Below are 20,668 nucleotides of genomic sequence, written 5' to 3'. Positions count from 1 at the left end.
TACGCTAGCCTTTCCCGGGTGAAGGCAATCCGCAGATTTACCGTCCGTACCGTCCTCCCTGAAAGCATCGCCCCACTGGGCAAGCTGGCAGGCAACTTGCGCTGGTCGTGGCATCTTCCGACCACCCGCCTATTCCATGACCTTGACCCAACAGCCTGGGAGGCAAGCGGCCAGGACCCCGTCGCTTTCCTCGGCTCGGTGACCCGTGAACAGCTCAGCCAGCTCGCCGACAACGAACGTCTCGTCGCGAGGATCCAGGAACTCGGCGACGACCTGGACCGGTACCTTTCCGAGCCCCGCTGGTACCAGTCGCTCGGCGCGGACGCGCCCCGGTCCATCGCTTATTTCTCTCCCGAATACGGCATCAGCGCCGTCCTACCCCAGTATTCAGGTGGCCTCGGTATCCTCGCCGGTGACCACCTCAAAGCCGCCTCCGATCTGGGTGTCCCGCTGATCGGCGTCGGACTCCTTTACCAGGCCGGTTACTTCAAGCAGTCGCTCTCCCGCGATGCGTGGCAGCAGGAAACCTACCCGGTCCTGGATCCCGACGGCCTCCCGTTGACCCTGCTCCGCGAAGAGGACGGCACCCCGGCGAAGGTGGTCCTGCCGCTTCCCGCTGGGCGCCAGCTGATCGCCCACATCTGGCGGGCCGACGTCGGCCGTGTCCCCCTCCTGCTCCTCGACTCGAATGTCGCGGGCAATGACGAGGCCGCGCGCAATGTTACCGACCGGTTGTACGGCGGCGGTGGCGACCAGCGTCTGCAGCAGGAGCTCCTGCTGGGCATGGGCGGCGTCAAGGCGCTGCGCATCTTTGAACGACTGACCGGCACTCCGGCTCCCGAGGTGTTCCACACCAACGAAGGCCATGCGGGATTCCTAGGAATTGAGCGCATCCGCGAACTGATGGATCCCTCCAACGCCTCTCCGATGAGCTGGGAAGAAGCGCTCACCGCGGGCCGGTCCTGCACGGTGTTCACCACGCACACCCCGGTCCCGGCGGGAATCGACCGGTTCGAAAAGTCCCAGATCGAGCATTTCTTCGACGCCGGCCTGGCACCGTCGGTTCCGACGGCGAAGGTCCTCACCCTGGGGGCCGAAAACTATGTTGACGGCGATCCGAACAAGTTCAACATGGCGGTGATGGGCCTGCGTCTGGCGCAGCGCGCCAACGGCGTCGCCAAGCTGCATGGGGTTGTCTCCCGGGGCATGTTCTCCGGGCTGTGGCCAGGATTCGACACCAGCGAGGTTCCCATCTCGTCGGTCACCAACGGTGTGCACGTTCCTACCTGGGTTGACCCGCTGATCGCTGACTTCGCCCGGGAGCATTTCGGCGCCGAGTCGGTCCTGGATCCCCAGTGGTCCAGGGTTTACGACGTCGAAGACTCCGATGTCTGGGCGCTCCGCCGCCGCCTGCGCTCGAATCTGATCGACGATGTCCGTCAGCGTCTTCGCTCCTCCTGGAAGAAGCGTGGGGCGGCCGACGCCGAGCTGGCGTGGACCAATAACGTCCTCGATCCTGACGTGTTGACCATTGGTTTCGCCCGCCGGGTACCCACCTACAAGCGGTTGACTCTCATGCTGAGGGACCCGGCTCGTCTCAAGGCGTTGCTGCTGCACCCGGACAACCCGATCCAACTGGTGATCGCAGGCAAGTCCCACCCGGCCGATGAGCAGGGCAAGCGGATGATCCAGGACCTGGTCCGGTTCACTGACGATCCGGAGGTACGCCACCGAATTGTGTTCCTCCCGAACTACGACATTGCCATGGCGCGCACGCTGTTCCCCGGCTGCGATGTGTGGTTGAACAACCCGTTGCGTCCATTGGAGGCCTGCGGCACGTCGGGCATGAAGTCGGCCATCAACGGCGGCCTTAACCTGTCGGTGCTTGATGGCTGGTGGGATGAAATGTACGACGGCGACAACGGCTGGGCCATCCCCACCGCGAACAACGACGCGTCCCCCGAGGAACGTGACGACATTGAAGCGTCGGCCCTGTACGACCTTCTGGAGGAGCAGGTGGCTCCCCGGTTCTACAGCACGGTGCGCTCGGAGGGCGCCGGCGCGGCCGGACCCTCTGAGTTGTCCCATGATGGAGTGCCACACCAGTGGGTAGCCATGATCAAACACACCATGGCCAACCTTGGCCCGGCCGTATCCGCTGAGCGGATGCTGCAGGACTACGTCAGCCACCTGTACCAGCCCGCCTGGCGCGCCGGGTGTCTGGCCGCTGAGTCGAACTACACTGCAGCGAAGCACACCGCTGCCTGGCGGTCACGGATCAATGACGGTTGGTCGGCGGTCCAGGTGGAGCACGTCGATTCGGTCGGAGTAGCCGAGGATCCGCAGATCGGGGACTCGTTGACGGTCAACGCCTATGTTTCGCTTGGCGCGCTGTCACCCGACGACGTCGCCGTCGAAGTGGCTTACGGTCGAGCACTGGACAACGACGAGCTCAGCGAGGTGGCCCTGGCCGATCTCGCAGTGTCCGAGAACCTCGGCGCGGGTCGGTACCTGTTCTCGGGCGGCGTCACGATCGACCACTCGGGGTCCTTCGGGTACACGGTCCGGGTACTGCCCAAGCACGTTAGTCTGGCGTCGAAGTCCGAGCTCGGTCTGGTCGCCAACGCGTAGCAGCCAGCCCGGGCGATCACAGCTTGCAGGCTAACCGCCTGCTGTGCATCAGCGGCAGTCACACCAGAGTTTCCTGGGGTGGCTGCCGCTTTTGCGTGGCTGGCTAGATCCGGTAGACGCTGATCGAGTTGGCGGGGATAACTTCGGTCTCACCAGCACCGATTCGGGCCCCGCGCCGGCGATCCTGATTCGCGGCGGTGGTGTACCGCAGCTCGAACCGGGTGATCGAAGGAAGTCCGCTCTCCCGGAGTGCATCCCGCCCTGGCAGGGTAATCCTGGCGTCGTCCCTGCTGCCGTTGATGACCACCAAGCCGTCGAGGATGCCGTTGGGCGACCCGAGGAGGAGCTGCACACTCCGGGATCCCTCGTCACGCCACTGCTCCTCAGTCATGGGAGTGCCGGCTGGGTTGAACCAGTGCAGGTAAGAGCTGTCGTCGCGGGCCGGATAACTATGGGGCTGGTGGGCCAGGAACTCCTTCCTGATCCGGAGCAGGGAGCGCGTGTGTTCAAGGAGGTGGCGCGCGTCGTCGTCGTGATCCCAATGCAGCCAGGCCAGCTCATTGTCTTGGCAGTAGGCGTTGTTGTTGCCGCGCTGGGACCGCCCAAACTCGTCGCCGGCCGTGATCATGGGGACGCCGAGGGACAGCAGGAGTGTGGCCATCAGGTTGCGGGATGTCTGGCTCCGCGCCGCGACGATGCCCTCCTGGTCGGTGGGGCCTTCCATGCCGTGGTTGTAGCTGCGGTTGTCGTTGTGGCCGTCCCGGTTCTCCTCCCCGTTGGCCTCATTGTGTTTGCGGCTGTAGGAGGAGAGGTCGGCGAGGGTAAACCCGTCGTGGGCGGTGATCAGGTTGACGCTGGAGATGGACGTGCGTCCTGAAGGACCGAACACATCGGCCGATCCGCTCAGGCATCCGGCCAGGCGCGCCACCGATCCGGCGGCGCCGCCCGCCGCCAGGCTCGCCTGATCGGTGAGCCAGAAGTCCCGGACCGTGTCTCGGAACCGGTCATTCCAGTCCGCCCAGCCCTGCGGGAAATTGCCGGTTTGCCATCCACCCATGCCAATATCCCAGGGTTCGGCAATGAGCTTCACACCGCGCAGCGCGCGGTCGGCGCCAGCAGCGACCAGGAAGGGATGGCGTGGGGTGAAGGTGTGCCGTTCGTCCCGGGCCAGCGACACGGCCAAATCGAAGCGGAACCCGTCCACGTGGAATTCTTCCACCCAGTATCGCAGCGAGTCCAGGGCCAGGGCGATGACCCGTGGGTGCGCGAAGTTCAGGGTGTTGCCGCAACCCGTGGTGTCCAGGTAGCGGCCGTGGTCACCGTGCCGGTAGTACTGCTCGTCGCCCAGCCCGCGCCAGCTCAAGGCCGGGAGGTCTGGTGGACCTTCGGCTGTGTGGTTGTACACCACGTCGAGGATGACCTCAAGGCCAGCCTCATGGAGCAGTTTGACCATGCCCTTGAACTCGTCCTGGACCGCCCGTGGGCCGGCGTTGCGGGCTGCCTCAGTCGCATAGGAGGGGTGCGGGGCGAAGTATCCGAGGGTGTTGTAGCCCCAGTAGTTGGTCAGCCCGAGGGGCCCCAGATGGGGTTCGTCGATATGGAAGTGGACCGGCAGCAGTTCCACTGCGGTGATCCCGAGAGCCGTGAGGTAACCGATCATGACCGGGTGCGCCAGGCCAGCATAGGTGCCGCGAAGCTCGGCCGGAATGTCTGGGTGCAACTGGGTCAGACCCTTGACATGCGCCTCATACACGACGGTGTCACGCCAGTGGGTGCGGGGTGGCGCCGAGGAACCCCAGTCGAATCCGCCGTCCTCGACGTAAACGGACCAGTACACCGGTCCCTCGGCGGTATCGATGGTGTCGATGGCCCGGGCGTAGGGATCCAACAACAGTTGCCCCGTTTCCGGCTGGTCGGTTCCGGTCGGCCAGAAGCCGTATCTCACCGAGTCGGCGAGCCCCTCGACCGCCCCGTGATGCACCCCATCGGTGTAATCGGTCAGCGCTGCAGCGTGCCAACTACCGTCCTGTGACTGGAAGTGCACTGCAAGTGCTGACACGCCGGGCGCGTACACCGCGACGTTCAGGTTGTGGGGCGCACGGGCCCGGTGCACGCCCAGGGGAAATTCACTGGACGGAGGGCTGATTTCGAGAGAGACGCTCATGATCTGGGGATACCGTCCGTGCGACCGTCAGGCGGAGCGCTGGCGCGAGATCTCGTACAGGCTGATGCCCACAGCCATCGAGGCGTTCAACGATTCCATCGCCGAGTCGATGGGGATTGAAACGATCTGGTCGCAGTTCTCGCGCACCAACCGTGACAGGCCCTTGCCTTCGGAGCCGACGACGAGGCAGACCGGTTCGCGGCCCAGCGTCAGATCCGGGAGGGAGACGTCACCGTCGCCGTCGAGGCCCAGCACAAAGATGCCCTTGTCCTTGAAGGATTTCAGGGTGGAGTTCAGGTTGCCCGCCTTGGCGACTGGAACACGCACTGCGGCTCCAGCACTGGTCTTCCAGGCCGATGCGGTCATCCCTACCGACCGGCGCTCCGGAACGATGACCCCGTGGCCGCTGAACGCCGAGAGGGACCTGATGATCGCGCCGAGGTTGCGGGGGTCGGTGATACCGTCCAGGGCGACGAACAACGGTGCGTTGTTGATATGGCCCTTTTTCCATTTCTGGATGGTCTCGGTGGCCAGATCAACGGCGTCGGCGTACTCGTAGGGTGGGATCTGGAGCATGATGCCCTGGTGCACTGACCCGTCAGCCATCCGGTCCAGTTCCGTCTTGCCGGTTTCCATCAGCGGGATGCCGCGTTCGGTGGCGAGCTTCAGAGATTCGCGGATGCGCTCATCCATCTCGATCCGGATGGCCACGTGCAAGGCCTTGGCGGGGATACCGGCGCGGAGCGACTCGACCACGGCGTTGCGACCGGTGACCATCTCTTCGGTGCCCTTGCCGCGCGCGTTGCGGGCCGACCCTGGATTGCGGCTGCCGGAGTGCTTGGCCGCCGAGCGTTCAGCGAGCTGCTTGCTCTTGTGAGCCTTATGGTAAGGACGGTCCTCCGCTTTGGGAGTGGGACCTTTACCCTCCAGCGCCTTGCGTCCTAGGCCGCCGGTTCCGCCCGAGGGGCCCTTCTTGCTCTTGCGCACAGCGCCGGGACGTCCGTGAGTGGCCATGGGGAAAACACCTTTGGGTAGAAGATTGGTCACCCCAGTTTACGCGGGTACGGCCGCCTACTTCACCGCTACGTCGCCGATGACGTGGCGGGTCAGTTTTTCAGGGTCCAGGAGGCGCCGTCGGCAGTGTCCTCGATGACGATGCCGGCGCTGCTGAGCGCATCCCTGATGGCGTCGGCCTGCGCCCAGTCCTTGGCCTCCCGGGCGAGGGTACGCTGCCTCAGTTGGGAGGCGATCAGGGTGTCCAGCGCCTGGTGTTCGGGGCTGCGGGGACCTTTGCTGGCGTCCTGGACGTCGTCGAGGCCAAGGATCCCGGTCATGGTCATGACGTCGATGAACGCCTTCCGGGTGGCGTCGCTGTCCCCGGTGGCCAGCGCCGTATTGCCGGCCCGCACCGTGTCGTGGAGCACCGCGAGCGCCTGGGGCACGTTGAGGTCATCGTCCATGGCGGCTTTGAAGGCTGCAGGCGCACCGGGGGAAACGAATCCGAATCCGTCAGGGAATTCCCGTGCGGCAGCTTTAGAGAGGAACCCGTCGATGCGTTCGACGGCGGCCGCAGCCTCTTGCAGGGAGGTGGGCCGGTAGTCGAGCACCGACCGGTAGTGCGCCTGACCGAGGTAGTACCGCACCACCCGGGGGCTGGCGAGTTCGAGCATCTCGGTGGGGCTTACCGTGTTGCCGATGGACTTGGACATCTTCTCGCCCTCGAAGGTGACCATCCCGTTGTGCATCCAGTACCGGGCGAAGGGGTGTCCCGCCGCCTGCGACTGCGCCATTTCGTTCTCGTGGTGCGGGAACCGCAGGTCCAGACCGCCGCCATGGATGTCGAATTCGGTGCCGAGGTATCTGGTGACCATTGCCGAGCACTCCAGGTGCCAGCCCGGCCGGCCGGGTCCCCACGGGCTGGGCCAGGCTGCAGTGTCCGGTTCGCCCTCCTTCCACCCTTTCCAGAGAGCGAAGTCGCGGGGATCGCGCTTCCGGTTGATGAATTCGGGTTCGACGTCGGTGGCGCTCTGCATGTCGTCGATGTTCTGTCGGGTGAGGGAGCCGTACCCCTTCCACGAGCGCACATCGAAGTACACGTCGCCCGACTCGTCGTTCGCCGGGTAGGCGTGCCCTCGATCGATCAGCAGCTGGATCAACGAGTGCATTTCGGGGATGTGACCGGTGGCGCGTGGTTCGTAGGTCGGACGGCGCACCCCGAGGGTGTCATACGCCCGCTGAAATTCCAGTTCGTAGCGGTACGCCAGCGCCCACCACTGTTCACCGCGCAGCTGGCGGGGCAGCGAGTCGTCGTGCTCTGATTCCTTGGCGCGGGCGAGGATCTTGTCGTCAATATCGGTGACATTGCGGACTGCGGTGACCTTGTAGCCGCTCGCGGTGAGCCAGCGGGTGAGTTGATCGAACGCGATGGCCGAGCGGATATGCCCAACATGGGGCATGCCCTGCACAGTGGCGCCGCAGTAGTACAGTCCGACCTCGCCCTGCTGGAGCGGGACGAAGTCGCGGGTCTGTGCGGTTGCGGTGTCATAGAATCTCAGGCTCACCGCTCCAGATTAGCCGGTCGCGGTGCTTTGCTTCACCCAGCGGTTGGTCTGGTCCCGTCACCCACCCTGACGACGACGGCGGTCGCCACCGCGGCGATACCCTCGCCCTTCCCGGTGAATCCGAGCCCGTCGGTGGTCGTTGCCGACACGCTGACGGGTGCTCCCGCCGCAATGGTGAGTACTGCTTCAGCTTCAGCCCGGCGGGGAGCGAACTTGGGACGGTTGCCGACCAGCTGCACCGCGACGTTGCCAATGTCGAATCCAGCGTCGCGCACAATCCGCGCAGCCTCGATCAGCAGACTGACCCCCGACGCGCCGGCGAACTCGGGCCGATCTGTGCCGAAGTGGGTCCCGAGGTCACCGACACCCGCGGCGGAGAAGAGCGCATCAGCAGCGGCATGAGCCACTGCGTCGCCGTCGGAATGGCCGCTCAGACCGCGTTCGCCGTCCCAGAGCAGACCCGCAAGCCACAGCGGCCGGGGAGCGTCCAAGGGGGCAAACGCGTGCACGTCCACCCCGATTCCGGTGCGAGGCAGGATCATGGTGTGGTCTTCCCGGTCGGTGTTTGGGCGAGCATTTCCGCGAGGAGCAGGTCCTGGGCGGTGGTCACTTTGAAGGCGGCGTCTGCTCCCTCGACCACCCGGACCGGGACGCCCAGCCGTTCCATCAGCGTGGCGTCGTCGGTCACTTCGGCACCCGGCTGCTGGTGGGCGCGGCGGAGGGTCTCCAGGTTGAACCCCTGAGGTGTCTGGACGGCGCGCAGGGTGTCGCGGGGTGGGGTATCGATGACCAAGCCGCCGTCGACAGTCTTGATGGTGTCGACCACGGGGATGACGGGAATCACCGCTTCGGCACCGTCGCGCAATGCGGCGACCACCCGGCGGAAGACTGTCGGTGGGGTGAGCGCGCGGGCGGCATCGTGGACCAGGACCAGGCCGATGCCTGCGCCCAAACCTGACAGGCCAGCCGCCACTGAATCGGGTCGGGAGGCACCGCCGTCGACCACCAGCACAGGGGTGGCTGAGGAGACGCCGACGACGGCGGCGCGGAGTTCACTGTCTCCGGCTGGGACAACCACACAGATCTCCGCGGCGATCTCCGCGTCGAGGACCCCCTGGAGAGCGTGCTCGAGGATGCTCCGGCCAGCAAATTTCACCTGGGCTTTGGGGATGCCGCGGCCAAGCCTCTGTCCGGCGCCGCCGGCGACGATGATGACGCCGACCTGCGCTTGGGCGGATTCAGGCCGCGAACTGGTTTCTGACACGAGATCACCCTATGTCAGGACATGAAAAAGGACCGCCCAGCAGGGCGGCCCCTCAACAAATCCGATTATCTAATACACGCATTCAACAAACTAGGAAGCTAGCACCTCGTCGAGAACGCTTGCGGCCTTCTCTTCATCGGTTTTCTCCGCGAGTGCCAGCTCGGAGATCAGGATCTGACGCGCCTTGGCGAGCATCCTCTTCTCTCCTGCGGACAACCCACGATCATGATCACGGCGCCACAGGTCGCGGACTACTTCCGCAACCTTAATCACGTCACCCGAGGCAAGCTTTTCAAGGTTTGCCTTGTAGCGGCGCGACCAGTTGGTTGGCTCTTCAGTGAACTCGGCCCGCAGCACATCGAACACATGCTGAAGACCTTCCTTGCCCACTACGTCGCGCACCCCAACGAGGTCTACGTTTTCTGCTGGAACTTCAATGGTTAGATCACCCTGCGCCACCTTGAGCTTGAGATACATTTTCTCTTCGCCCTTTATCACGCGCATCTTGATCTCTTCGATCTTCGCTGCGCCGTGGTGAGGATAAACTACTGTTTCGCCGACCTCAAAAACCATGTGGACTTTCCCCTTTCCCGCAGATCAGTTTATCACGAATTCGACACGCCGAAGGCGTGTTTTCGCAGGTCAGCCGGGACTTATGGAAATAGGTGACTATGATTCGCCCCTTGACGGATGGGGCTTTAAGTGATCCACGTCGCCCTGAAAGAGTTGTCCGGGTGCTGTAGTACTCCATCATCAGGTCGATTTTCCCGATAGGCTGTAGGGAAAGATTCACCAAGCTGTTTCCCCATGCTGATCGACCACCGTAGGAGTTTGCGCTGTGAAGAGTGACCGAATCAATCCCCTGCAGCACCTCCGGGCGAAACGCAGCCTGGCAGCTGGTGCGGCTCTGGTCGCTGTCCTCGGTGCCACCGGTTGCAGTGTGACCAGCGAGCAAGCCACCACCATCCAGTACGCGGCGTCAGATGGAATCGTCGACCAGGTCGGCCCGCTTGAACTCCGCAACATCCTGATCATTACCTCCGAAGAGGGGGAACCGGGCACTGTCCTTGGAACGGTCTTCAATTCCTCAGACTCAGCGGTGCAGCTCACTATCGAGGGCGACAACTCGTCGGTCGACGTCACGGTCCCCGCTGAGGGCAAGTGGGTCTTTGAAGACGAGACCACCGATGACGGAGTGCTTGAAGGCGTCAGCGAAATCCCCGGCGCCCTGGTGAACCTGGACTTTGTCGTCAACTCGGAGAGCGTCGAGCTGCGGGTGCCTGTCCTGGACGGAACCCTCGCTGAATACCGGGAGTATGTTCCAGGTGGCTACACCCCCGAGCCCACCCCCACGCCCGAAGAGACAGGCGAAGAGGAAGAGTAACCCTCAGGACTCGTACTTGTAGCCCAGGCCACGCACCGTCACCAGGTGGCTGGGGTTCGACGGGTCGGTTTCGATTTTTCCCCGGAGCCGTTTGACGTGCACATCGAGGGTCTTGGTGTCGCCGACGTAGTCCGAGCCCCAGACCCGATCAATGAGTTGCCCCCTGGTCAGCACCCTGCCCGCATTGCGCAGGAGCATCTCCAACAGTTCGAACTCCTTCAGCGGCATCGCCACCGGATCACCGTTGACACTGACCGTGTGCCGTTCAATATCCATCCGGACCGGGCCCGACTGTACGGTGCTGGACAGGAGCTCCTCGGGTTCGGCCTGCCGGCGGAGCACGGCGCGGATCCTAGCCACGAGCTCACGGGACGAATAGGGCTTCGTGACGTAGTCATCGGCACCAAGCTCAAGGCCAACCACCTTGTCGATTTCGGCGTCCTTCGCGGTGAGCATGATCACCGGAACACTCGACCGCTGGCGGAGCTGCCGGCAGACCTCGGTGCCGGACTGGCCCGGTAGCTGCAGGTCGAGCAGCACCAGATCGGCGCCCGATCGGTCAAATTCGGCGATGGCTGCTATCCCGTCTTCGACAACCGCCACCTCGAAACCTTCCCTGCCGAGCAGATAGGACAGGGGGTCACTGAAGGACTCTTCGTCCTCCACGATCAGGATGCGGGTCAAACGCTCACTCCTTGTTCATGGGCAGAGGTTCCGCCCGGCTTGTCATCGGGTGATGTGTCGGCGTCGGGCTCCATCTCGGGGAGACGGACGGTGAAGGTGCTCCCCTGGCCGTTCTGGGACCAGACGGTCACCTCGCCACCGTGGTTGGAAACCACGTGCTTGACGATACTGAGCCCCAGACCGGTGCCCCCTGTCTGGCGGGATCGGGCCGCGTCGATCCGATAGAACCGCTCGAACACCCGCTCCTGCTCTTCAGCGGTGATGCCGATTCCCTGATCGGTGACCGAGATTTCGGCGAGTCCATCCCGGGACCGCAGGCCGACCCCCACCCGGGTGCGCTCGGGCGAGTACCGGATGGCGTTGTCGATCAGGTTGCGGAAGGCAGTCATCAACAGATCCGGGTCGCCATAGACGGGCTCGTTGATCCGCCCTCCGACCACAATGTCGATCTGTTTGCTCTCCGCCGGCAACCGGTTACGGTCCACCGCCTCAGCAATCACCGTGTTGATATTCACCGGGCGCCCGCGGCGTACCACGTCGGCGCCCTGCAGCCGTGAGAGTTCAATAATGTCCTGGACCAGGGCTGACAACCGGGCCGATTCCTTGTGCATTCGGCGGGCGAACCGCCGGACAGCTTCCTGATCCTCTGCCGCGTCATCCAGGGCCTCGGCAAGCAGCGAGATGGCACCGACAGGCGTCTTGAGCTCGTGTGACACGTTGGCCACGAAGTCGTTGCGGATCTCCTCCGTGCGGGTGATTTCCGTGCGGTCATCGGCAAGGATCAGGACGTACTCCTCCCCCAGTGATGCCACCCGGGCAAGCACGATGATAGTGCCCTGCCCCAGCGGTCCGCGGGGAAGTTCCAGCTGTTTCTGCTCGATCACGCCGTCCCGGCGGACCCGTGCCGTCAGTTCGAGCAGCTCGGCGTGGACCACCGTGTGGCCCCGCACCAGGCCGAAGGCGTACGCCGCGGGGCTGGCCCGTACCACTCCGTCAATGGCGTCCACCACCACATAGGCCCGGCCGATGATCGACAGCACCTCGGCCGCCCCCTCAGGAAGGGTCGGCTCGTCCACGAAGAGCAGGGAACGCCGCTGGATTTCGCTCAGCCGAAAGGCAGCCATGCCGAACGTGCCCACGGCGACGCCCACCAGCCCTGCGATCAGAATAAGAAGAACGGGATCCACATGCTTAGCTTATGCGCACCTTAGGTGCGGGGTTGAGTCTTCCGGTGGCAATAGGGAAGTGGTTCAACTAACGTTCACTCAAAGGTGCATAACAGTTCATCACCAACTGAGAATGTGCTGTGTGGGACTGTGCATAGACGTACGCAGTCATCTCTATGGAAAGGATGCCTCCCGTGCGGAAGGTTTTTCAGGCAGAGCTTCACCAGATCGGTGAACAGCTCATCGAAATATCGCAGTTGGTTGCGAATGCTATGGACAAAGCGACCATCGCGTTCGAAACCGCTGACACCGAACTCGCCCAGGATGTGATCGCAGCCGACGCACGCATTGACTTCCTCCAGAACGACCTCGACGAACGCGCGATCGACATTCTTGCCCTGCAGGGCCCTGTTGCCAGCGACCTTCGGATGATCGTCGGGGCGCTGAGAATGAGCGCCTCGCTGGAGCGGATGGGCGATCTGGCCCGCCACGTGGCTCAGCTTGCCCGGCTCCGGTACCCGGACCACGTAATCCCGACGGCGATCCGACCCACCTTCGAGGAGATGGCCCAGCTGGATCAGCAGATCGCCAAGAAGGTGAACGAGCTGCTCGAGACCCGGAACCTTGAGCTGAGCAACGAGATTTATGCCCACAATGCGCGGATCAACGAGCTGCACGCTGGCGTGTTCAAGGCCATCGCCTCGCCCGAATGGGACGTTTCAGCTCCCATCACTGTCGATGTGACCCTGGCCAGCCGCTACTTCGAACGATTCGCCGATCATGGCGTCTCGGTTGCACGGAAGGTCACCTATCTGGTGACCGGTGAGTGGCAGCCCAGCGCGCCGCTGATCTAAAACCCCGGGATTAAATGACGACGGCCGGCCCCGTAAGGGACCGGCCGTCGTCGTTGTTGGTGGTTGACTCGCTGGGTGCTGACGGGCCGTTAGTGCTTGCCCTGGTTCGCGACGGCTTCAATCGCTGCGGCGGCTGCGTCAGCGTCGAGGTAGGTGCCACCGGCCTTGACCGGTACCAGGTTCTCGTCCAGCTCGTAGATCAGCGGGATGCCTGTAGGGATGTTCAGCGACGCGATGTCGGCGTCGCTGATGCCGTCCAGGTGCTTCACCAGTGCACGCAGGGAGTTGCCGTGAGCGGCAATGAGGACCGTCTTGCCCGCTTTGATGTCGGGGGCGATGTCGGATTCCCAGTACGGAAGGAACCGGTCGAGGACGTCCTTGAGGCACTCGGTGCGGGGGATGGCGTCGCCGAGGTCCGCGTAGCGCGGGTCGTTGGCCTGGGAAAATTCGCTGCTGTCCTCAATGGGAGGCGGCGGGGTGTCATAGGAGCGTCGCCACTCCATGAACTGGGCCTCGCCGAACTCCGCGAGGGTCTGCGCCTTGTCCTTGCCCTGCAGTGCTCCGTAGTGGCGTTCGTTGAGGCGCCAGTCGCGTTTAACGTCAATCCAGCTGCGGTCGGCGGCTTCGAGCGCGAGGTTCGCCGTGATGATGGCCCGCTTCTGCCGTGAGGTGTACACGATGTCGGGGAGTAACCCGGCCTCGACGAGCAGCTCACCGCCTCGAATGGCTTCGGCCCGGCCCTGTTCAGTGAGGGGCACGTCCACCCAACCGGTGAACAGGTTTTTCTCGTTCCACTCACTTTGGCCGTGGCGGAGCAGGATCACTTTGTAGGAAGTCATGGGTTTAGTCTGCCGTATGAGAGGCTCAGGTTCATCCGTCGTGCGCTTCTGTTACTGGCGGTTGGCTACCAGGGGCCGTAGGGCCCGCTGCCACCCCGCACCTCGGAGACGGCGGGCTTCACATCGGCGAGGTAGACGCACGCCGCGACCACTGCGACGATTTGCAGCAGCCCGAAGAGTCCGGAGGCTGTCACGAGGACCGTCAGCACGCCAACGGCTGCCGCTCCACCGGTCATCGCGGTCCAGAAGCCCTTGGTGCGCTTCATCGTCGCCTCAAAGTTCGCGGCGGGCCGCTTCACACAGTCGATGAGCGCCCAGATTTCGATACCGACCGCCACCAACCCAAGCGCCAGATACAGGTAGTTCCGAATGTCATAAGCGATGTCCACGGGTCCAGCTTATCGGGTGGAGCCGTCGACTTCTCGCAGCCCAGTCAGCGCCTGCTCCAGATCCGCCCAGAGGTCCTCGGGGTTCTCGATCCCGACCGAGAGCCGCACCAGGGATTCCGGTACGGTCACCGGCTCGCCGGCCTGGCGCCGTCGTCGTTCGATCAAGGATTCGACGCCACCCAGGGAGGTTGCTGGCAGCCACAGGCGCACGGCCGAGATCAGGGCCTCGGCGGCCGCCACATCCGCCAGTTCGATGCTGATAATTGAGCCGAAGCCGTTCAGCTGGTCGGCGGCGCGCTGGTGCCCGGGGTCCTCGGGCAGCCCGGGGAAACGAACCCGGGTCAGGGCAGGATGGGACTGGAGTTTGCGGGCCAGGTACAGGGCGGTGGCCTGGGACCGTTCAACGCGGAGGGCCAGCGTGCGTAGCCCGCGGAGCGCCAGCCAGACCTCGAACGGTCCAGCAATTGCCCCATGCAGGGTGCGGTGCTTGAGCAGTTTCACCTGCAGGTCAGGATCGGAGGTGGCCAGGGCGCCCAGAACGACGTCGGAGTGGCCCGCCAGATACTTGGTCACTGAGTGGAGCACGACGTCGGCGCCGAAGTCCAGGGGCCTGCAAACCAACGGCGTGTTGAACGTGTTGTCGACCACCACCGTGACTCCCGCTTTTTTCGCGGCGCTGATGATGGTGCGCAGATCGGCCACTTCGAGCATGGGGTTGGTGGGGCTCTCGAGCCAGAGCAGATCGGCGCCTGCCAGGGCCGCGAGCACCTGATCGGTGTTGGCGACGTCAACTGTCTGTACAGTGAATCGGCCGCGCGACGCCTCATCGCCGGCGAGACTGAGGGAACCGGCGTAGGCATGGCGGGGCATGACGACGACGCCGCCCGTCGGCACCAGCGACAACGCGGCGGCAGCAGCACCCAGTCCTGAGCCGAACACCAGGGCTGGCAGCGCTGCACCCTCGAGTTTGCCAAGTGCTGCCTCGAACGGGTCCCAGGTGGGGTTGGACATGCGGCCATAGATGCGGTCCCCCGCCGCCGGATCCACCGCCTCGTGGAAGGTCGATGACAGGACGATCGGCGGATTCACCGGGGCATCGTGTTCCCGCGGGGGGCGGCCAGCAGCCACCACTATCGTGTCCGGGGCGAGCTGCTGGTGATCGTGGTGGGTCATGGGTTTAGGGTAGTTGGCTGCGGCGACCGGGTGAAATGTGACCCGCGCACCTGGGCCGGTGGCAGCGGGCGGGACAGGCGGGTCGGTGATCCTCGATAGGCTGGTGGGGTGAGTACACCATCCGCACGCCGCACGTCCGGGCTCTTCATAGCTTTCGAAGGCGGCGACGGCGCCGGCAAGTCCACCCAGGCGGGTCTGCTGGCCACCGCGCTGCAGCAACGCGGCCTCGAGGTGCTCCAGACCCGGGAACCCGGTGGCACGGTCATTGGGGAGAAACTCCGCTCCCTGGTCCTCGACCACGGTCAGGGCGATATTGATCCCCGGACCGAGGCCCTCATCTTCGCCGCGTCCCGGGCGGCGCACGTCCATCAGGCGATTCTGCCCGCGCTGGAGCGGGGCGCCGTCGTCGTCTGCGATCGGTACATCGACTCCTCGGTGGCCTATCAGGGCGCCGGTCGCGGCCTGGGAACGGACAGCGTCCTGGAGATCAATTTGTGGGCCGTTGAGGGGTTGCGCCCCGATCTCACAGTACTGCTCGATGTCGAACCGGTGGAGGGCCGTGGACGCCGGATGCAGAACGGGGCGGAGGACCGGCTGGAATCCGAGCCGGACCTGTTTCACTCGCTGATCCGTGGGGCGTTCCTCGAGCGGGCGGCCGCCGACCCGGCCCAATATCTGGTGCTTCCGGCCCGGACCCCGGTCGCTGACTTGGCGGCCACCATTCTCAAAGCCGTCGACGAGCACCTGACATGAGCGTCTGGACCTTCCTGATGGGCCAGGAACCGGTGGTTGAGCAGCTGAAACGCGCCGCGTCGGCAGACCAGCCGAACCATGCCTGGCTGTTCACCGGCCCGCCGGGATCGGGGCGGTCCAACGCTGCACGAGCATTCGCTGCCGCATTGCTCTGTGACCGGGAGCCTCTCGACGAGCGAGGCTGCGGGGAGTGCCGGGCCTGCCGGACCGCTCTGGCTGGATCCCACGCCGACATCACCAACGTCACCACCGAAAAAGTGACGATTAGCATCGACGAGGCGCGCGAACTCGTGCGAAAGGCGCAGGACAAGCCGTCCACCGGACGCTGGCGGGTCATCATTGTGGAGGATGCTGACCGGATGCAGGAGCGCAGCACCAACGTGCTACTCAAGGCCATCGAGGAACCACCGCCCCGGACCATTTGGCTATTGTGCGCGCCGAGTCCCGGCGACGTGCTGGTGACCATCAGATCCCGGTGCAGGGCCGTCAACCTGCGCCTGCCGCCGGTGCAGGATGTCGCCGATCTGTTGGTGCGCCGCGACGGCATCGATCCGGCGACGGCGGAAGCTGCAGCGCGGGCAGCGCAGAGCCACATCGGAGTAGCGAAGCGGCTCGCCACCGACGACGGCGCACGGGACCGGCGGAACCAGATCGTCCGGCTGCCGCTGGACCTGAGGAGCGTTGCAGGGGCGATGAAGGCGGCGGCGGACCTGGTGAAACTGGCCGAAGCCGAAGCGCAGAGCTCCTTCGAGCAGCGGGATGCCCAGGAGAAGGCCGCACTGCTGGCCACCCTCGGCGCACCCGAAAGCGGCACCCTACCGCCGGCTATCCGCGGGCAGGTCAAGCGGTTGGAAGATGACCAGACTCGCCGGGCCAAACGGTCGAAGAACGACTACTTTGACCGTGCGCTGACCGATCTGACGTCGTTCTACCGGGATGTGCTGATGCTGCAGGTTTCCAGCGGGCCCGACCTGGTGAACGAGCCGCTGCGCCCCGAGCTGGAGGCGTTCGCCCGGTCCGGGACACCTGAGGGGACGCTGGTTCGGATTGAGGCCATCAACAAAGTGCGCGATCGGATCGTTAACACCAATGTTGCCCCGTTGCTTGCCATCGAGGCCATGGCCGTCAGTCTCCTCCCCGAAAAGGATTACACCGCGTGAGAAGTCGTTTCCCCCGTCGTCTGGCCTCTGCCGCCGTCATTCTGTCCGGCGCGCTGGTGTTGTCTGGGTGCCAACTACTCTCCCCCGGGTCAGGCGATGGCCCGGCCACGGGGGTCGAGTCAGCGAACCCGGAGGTCGTTGGTGATGTGCCCGCGGACCTCGAAGGCTTCTATACCCAGCAGGTGACCTGGGAGCTATGCGAGGAGACATTCGCCTGCGCGACCGTCGAGGTCCCACTCGATTATGCCGACCCTGCGCGGGACTCGATCGAGATCGCGTTGATTCGCAGCGACGCCACGGGAGAATCCATGGGCTCGGTGCTGGTCAATCCGGGCGGTCCAGGCGGTTCCGGTGTCAACATCGTGAAGGACGCGCTGACCTATGTAACAAGCGATCGGTTGCGGGAGGCGTACGACGTCGTCGGCTTCGACCCGCGCGGGGTGGGGCAGTCGTCGGCTGTCGAGTGCCAGACCGACGAGGAGCGCGAAGCGGACCGGCTGGAATATCTGAAACCGGAGATCTCCGACGAGGAAGCGCTTGAGACGCTCACCGCCGAAGCCGAGGACTTCGCCGCCCAGTGCGCCGAACGGACAGGCGAGCTACTCGGGTATGTGGACACCGACAGCGCGGCCCGCGACCTGGACATTCTGCGTGCTGCGGTGGGCGACGAGGACCTCAACTATCTGGGGTTCTCCTATGGCACAGCACTTGGTGCTGCCTACGCCGAGCTGTTCCCCGCCAATACCGGGCGACTGGTGCTGGACGGCGCGGTGGATCCGTCCTTGAGCAATGAAGAGATCACACTGGGTCAGGCCCAGGCCTTCGAGACGGCGCTGCGCAGCTTTGTGGCCGACTGCCAGCTCTCCAGCGACTGCCCCCTCCCCACCGGAATCGAGGAGGGCGTCACGGTCATCCAGGACCTGTTCCGCTCGGTCGAGGAAAGCCCCATGACCGCCGCCGACGGCCGCCTGGTCACGATCGGCACCTTCTTTAGCGGCTTCATCCTGCCGCTATATGACAACAACAACTGGACCCTGCTGGCTGGGGCCCTCGACCAGGCGCTGCAGGGTGACCCGTCCGCGATGCTGCAGCTCGCCGACCTGGCAGCCGAGCGTGAGGCGGACGGCAGCTACCTCACCAACAGCAGTGAGGCGTTTATCGCGATCAACTGCCTCGACTACCCGATGACCAGTGACCCTGCGCAGTTGGCCGCCGACGCCGACGAACTCGCCGAGGCGTCGCCAACCTTCGGCCCCTACCTCGCCTACGGCGGGGTGACCTGTGACGCGTGGGAGTACGGACCGGTGCTGGAGCCCGCTCCGGCGTCGGCCCCTGATGCCGCACCGATGCTGGTTATCGGCACCACCGGCGACCCTGCGACACCCTACGACTGGTCGCTGGCGCTGGCGGATCAGCTGGAAACGTCAGTCCACGTCACCTGGGACGGCGAGGGGCACACCGCCTACGGTCGGGCTGGCGACTGCATCGGGGACCTCGTGGATGACTATTTCGTTGACGGCACGGTCCCCGAAGACGGCGTCAGCTGCGACTAAACCGTCCGCAGTGGCTGCTTTTGACCTGCACGCGGCTGCTCTTATAGAGTTGACGCTTGTGGATTGGGCCGTGCTCACGCGCGTCCCGTGAAGCTTTAGCCTCCTTAGCTCAGTCGGTAGAGCGTCTCACTCGTAATGAGAAGGTCGCCAGTTCGACTCTGGCAGGAGGCTCCACAGAGAAGGCCCTTACTCCCTTGTAAGCAGAGGAAGTGAGGGCTTTTCGATGCCCCTCAAGTGAGGCGCTTGACAGTTGCGCACTCCCCTACATTCCCCTGATTTCCTTGCCGATCTATAGGTGATCGTCACTTTCTCATCACCCCAAGATAGAGGACAGCGCCGCCTCCGTGGAGCTGTACAACCGCTGGTTCATGGACTCGAGAATTGGAGAAACTCCGAGACCAATTGGCGGAAAAGAGTCATTAGGCCGTTAATTCATGGGGTCGGCATCCTAATAGAAATTCTGGAAATGACTCAGATATTTTTGGACGAAACTCCATTGCGACGCCTGCAGGCCAAGGTGGAGAATACCTACGCTACCGCTCTCGTAAAGAAATATGCGCGAATCGCGGGGGGGGGGGGGGGAAGCACAGACTTGTCCCAGAGGACACGGAAGGGCCGCACCGCTTGCGCGATGCGACCCTGCTCAGTACCGGGGACTATTCGGCGCTGCCGACCGTTGTCGTGGGGCGGTGGCGCATGGCGGTGTAGACGGCACTGCCGCCGATGACGAGACCGGCACCGGCTATCAGCATCCCGACTAGAGGGACGGCTGACAGACCGTAGGAAATGCCGACGACGATCAGCACAAGGCCAGCGACCACACTGATGGCTGTACGTGTTTTCATGGCGCCCTCCGTTATGAGCGAAACCGGGTAGTGGATTCTGCGAGGTCCTGGCATGGGCCAATCATGACTCCGGCGATGCCGAATCCTCCAGCGATCATCCCTGCGACGTTCCCAAAGAAGCCGACCCCCGCTGCCACCAGGGCGAACCCGCACTGGTTGTAGAGGCGCATCTCCTCTGAGGTAAGCCTTGGGCCGACCTGGCTGTAGATGTTATCTCCAGCGGGGTCCTTGCCAACACAGCCGATAGATGGGCTGCAATACTCAGGTAGGGCGTACGGGCTAGCGTTGGCGGCAGTAGTGCCACCGAATATGAGCGCCCCAGTAATCGCCGTGGTGCTAGCTAATTTCGTAAGCCGTTTCATCTTGAATCCTCCGTGGGAGTTGGGATGTTACCTGCACCACGTGACTTTATCACAGATCAATAACGGGGCCGCTGGAGCCCATCGCCCGTAAGCCCTCACAGTTCAGATGAACAAGAGCACCCGCAAAGTCGGACAATTCATAGTGGGAAAGGTTCTAGCGCCGGGCATTCTGCAATTCCGGTAGATACTTTCCGGGTATCGGACCAGCCTCTGGCGAATTATATGTGGCGCGTAATGCGCGCCGTAGTTCCAATTCCCTGCGATTAGCCGCCGCCCTTTGTCTACCCTCTTCACGAGGGGCTACCACCGCGGTCTTCTCAGCTGCTGGGCGCCAGCTCCCGACGTCATGCAATCGGTATAGCGCGGACCGGCTCAGTCCCGCGCTGGTGGTCAATCCGGACACGCGTCAGCAACCTGGACATCGGAGGTTGAAATCTTCCCCACCATTGTCCAGGTTGCTCACCGTTTCGGTGGTTAGGCGGGGTCGACCGGTCTCGACGCACCCGGCTTCGCAGACTCGGCCGGTTTCGGCGCACCCGGCTTCGCGGGGTCGGCCGGTTTCGGCGCACCCGGCTTCGCGGGATCAGGGGTCGCGGCCGACGTCGTCGACATCCCCAGCAGGGCCTTGATTCGCGCTTCGGCCTCAGGATCGGGGTGGGCTGCAGCGAGGTTGGCCTCGACGACGGCGCGCAGCACTTCCTCGCGCTGGATCTTCACACCGCGGGGCGCGTCAATACCGATCCGGATACCTTCGCCGCGCGAATCGAGCACGGTGACAACAATGTCGTCCCCGATCAGGATCTGTTCCCCAATTTTGCGTGTAAGCACCAGCACCCGTTTACTCTATCCCAGCCGTTGGGGGTCCACCGGGACCGCACGCCAGCAT

Annotated in this window: 20 protein-coding genes and 1 tRNA gene; 7 read left to right on the top strand and 14 right to left on the bottom strand. The window is 64.1% G+C overall.

What is annotated here, in order from left to right; genetic code table 11:
- Window positions 1–18: 18 nt before the first annotated feature.
- Window positions 19–2,631: an alpha-glucan family phosphorylase gene (glgP, locus tag ABD059_RS02200; RefSeq protein WP_343877501.1), complete on the top strand. Its 2,613-nt coding sequence runs from the start codon at window positions 19–21 to the stop codon at window positions 2,629–2,631.
- Between the two features lie 103 nt (window positions 2,632–2,734).
- Here glgP and glgX read toward each other — a convergent pair whose 3' ends face one another.
- The 6 genes from glgX to ABD059_RS02170 all read right to left on the bottom strand — a co-directional run bounded on the left by glgX (window position 2,735) and on the right by ABD059_RS02170 (window position 9,193).
- Entirely contained in the window at window positions 2,735–4,795 is a 2,061-nt protein-coding gene (glgX, locus tag ABD059_RS02195; RefSeq protein ID WP_343877499.1) for a glycogen debranching protein GlgX, read from the bottom strand.
- 27 nt (window positions 4,796–4,822) lie between these two features.
- Complete coding sequence (gene rlmB / locus ABD059_RS02190) at window positions 4,823–5,809, bottom strand: 23S rRNA (guanosine(2251)-2'-O)-methyltransferase RlmB (RefSeq protein ID WP_343877497.1); 987 nt, start codon at window positions 5,807–5,809, stop codon at window positions 4,823–4,825.
- A gap of 92 nt (window positions 5,810–5,901) precedes the next feature.
- Window positions 5,902–7,356 carry a cysteine--tRNA ligase gene (cysS, locus tag ABD059_RS02185; protein ID WP_343877496.1) on the bottom strand — a complete coding sequence of 485 codons (1,455 nt, stop codon included), beginning with the start codon at window positions 7,354–7,356 and terminating at the stop codon, window positions 5,902–5,904.
- Window positions 7,357–7,388: 32 nt separating this feature from the next.
- Window positions 7,389–7,898, bottom strand: a complete 510-nt coding sequence (gene ispF / locus ABD059_RS02180) for a 2-C-methyl-D-erythritol 2,4-cyclodiphosphate synthase (RefSeq protein WP_343877495.1) — start codon at window positions 7,896–7,898, stop codon at window positions 7,389–7,391.
- A complete protein-coding gene (ispD, locus tag ABD059_RS02175) occupies window positions 7,895–8,620 on the bottom strand; it encodes a 2-C-methyl-D-erythritol 4-phosphate cytidylyltransferase (protein WP_343877493.1) in 726 nt (241 codons plus the stop codon). The genes ispF and ispD overlap by 4 nt, the downstream gene beginning before the upstream one ends.
- Before the next feature lie 90 nt (window positions 8,621–8,710).
- Window positions 8,711–9,193 carry a CarD family transcriptional regulator gene (locus ABD059_RS02170; RefSeq protein WP_019482365.1) on the bottom strand — a complete coding sequence of 161 codons (483 nt, stop codon included), beginning with the start codon at window positions 9,191–9,193 and terminating at the stop codon, window positions 8,711–8,713.
- Between the two features lie 265 nt (window positions 9,194–9,458).
- Between ABD059_RS02170 and ABD059_RS02165 the strand changes: the two genes are divergently transcribed.
- Window positions 9,459–10,004: a hypothetical protein gene (locus tag ABD059_RS02165; RefSeq protein WP_343877492.1), complete on the top strand. Its 546-nt coding sequence runs from the start codon at window positions 9,459–9,461 to the stop codon at window positions 10,002–10,004.
- A gap of 3 nt (window positions 10,005–10,007) precedes the next feature.
- Here the strand turns inward: ABD059_RS02165 and ABD059_RS02160 are convergent, their stop codons facing one another.
- Both ABD059_RS02160 and ABD059_RS02155 read right to left on the bottom strand, forming a co-directional pair.
- Entirely contained in the window at window positions 10,008–10,688 is a 681-nt protein-coding gene (locus ABD059_RS02160; protein WP_343877490.1) for a response regulator, read from the bottom strand.
- Entirely contained in the window at window positions 10,685–11,875 is a 1,191-nt protein-coding gene (locus tag ABD059_RS02155) for a sensor histidine kinase (protein ID WP_343877489.1), read from the bottom strand. The genes ABD059_RS02160 and ABD059_RS02155 overlap by 4 nt, the downstream gene beginning before the upstream one ends.
- Window positions 11,876–12,048: 173 nt before the next feature.
- Between ABD059_RS02155 and phoU the strand changes: the two genes are divergently transcribed.
- Entirely contained in the window at window positions 12,049–12,708 is a 660-nt protein-coding gene (phoU, locus tag ABD059_RS02150; protein ID WP_343877487.1) for a phosphate signaling complex protein PhoU, read from the top strand.
- 89 nt (window positions 12,709–12,797) lie between these two features.
- Here phoU and ABD059_RS02145 read toward each other — a convergent pair whose 3' ends face one another.
- The 3 genes from ABD059_RS02145 to ABD059_RS02135 form a co-directional block, all read right to left on the bottom strand.
- Complete coding sequence (locus ABD059_RS02145) at window positions 12,798–13,547, bottom strand: phosphoglyceromutase (RefSeq protein ID WP_343877486.1); 750 nt, start codon at window positions 13,545–13,547, stop codon at window positions 12,798–12,800.
- A gap of 65 nt (window positions 13,548–13,612) precedes the next feature.
- Complete coding sequence (locus tag ABD059_RS02140) at window positions 13,613–13,936, bottom strand: DUF2516 family protein (RefSeq protein ID WP_343877485.1); 324 nt, start codon at window positions 13,934–13,936, stop codon at window positions 13,613–13,615.
- 9 nt (window positions 13,937–13,945) lie between these two features.
- On the bottom strand, window positions 13,946–15,109 hold the full coding sequence (locus ABD059_RS02135) for a trans-sulfuration enzyme family protein (RefSeq protein ID WP_343877484.1): 1,164 nt from the start codon (window positions 15,107–15,109) through the stop codon (window positions 13,946–13,948).
- A 108-nt stretch (window positions 15,110–15,217) separates the two neighbouring features.
- On the opposite strand from ABD059_RS02135, the gene tmk reads away from it, so the two are divergent.
- From tmk to ABD059_RS02115, 4 genes are all read left to right on the top strand, one after another.
- On the top strand, window positions 15,218–15,862 hold the full coding sequence (gene tmk / locus ABD059_RS02130; protein WP_343877483.1) for a dTMP kinase: 645 nt from the start codon (window positions 15,218–15,220) through the stop codon (window positions 15,860–15,862).
- A complete protein-coding gene (locus ABD059_RS02125; protein ID WP_343877482.1) occupies window positions 15,859–17,022 on the top strand; it encodes a DNA polymerase III subunit delta' in 1,164 nt (387 codons plus the stop codon). Before tmk ends, ABD059_RS02125 begins: the two co-directional genes overlap by 4 nt.
- A complete protein-coding gene (locus ABD059_RS02120) occupies window positions 17,019–18,575 on the top strand; it encodes an alpha/beta hydrolase (protein WP_343877481.1) in 1,557 nt (518 codons plus the stop codon). Before ABD059_RS02125 ends, ABD059_RS02120 begins: the two co-directional genes overlap by 4 nt.
- Window positions 18,576–18,673: 98 nt before the next feature.
- Window positions 18,674–18,749, top strand: a tRNA-Thr gene (locus tag ABD059_RS02115).
- 482 nt (window positions 18,750–19,231) lie between these two features.
- Here the strand turns inward: ABD059_RS02115 and ABD059_RS02110 are convergent.
- From ABD059_RS02110 to ABD059_RS02100, 3 genes are all read right to left on the bottom strand, one after another.
- On the bottom strand, window positions 19,232–19,420 hold the full coding sequence (locus tag ABD059_RS02110; RefSeq protein ID WP_343877479.1) for a hypothetical protein: 189 nt from the start codon (window positions 19,418–19,420) through the stop codon (window positions 19,232–19,234).
- A gap of 11 nt (window positions 19,421–19,431) precedes the next feature.
- On the bottom strand, window positions 19,432–19,590 hold the full coding sequence (locus tag ABD059_RS02105; RefSeq protein ID WP_343877478.1) for a hypothetical protein: 159 nt from the start codon (window positions 19,588–19,590) through the stop codon (window positions 19,432–19,434).
- Between the two features lie 666 nt (window positions 19,591–20,256).
- Window positions 20,257–20,610, bottom strand: a complete 354-nt coding sequence (locus ABD059_RS02100; protein ID WP_343877477.1) for a carbon storage regulator — start codon at window positions 20,608–20,610, stop codon at window positions 20,257–20,259.
- Between the last annotated feature and the right edge of the window lie 58 nt (window positions 20,611–20,668).

Source organism: Arthrobacter flavus (genome assembly GCF_039526005.1).
Lineage (GTDB): Bacteria > Actinomycetota > Actinomycetes > Actinomycetales > Micrococcaceae > Arthrobacter_D > Arthrobacter_D flavus.
Note: the sequence above shows the minus strand (reverse complement) of the source record. Positions and strands in the feature narration are given on the sequence as shown.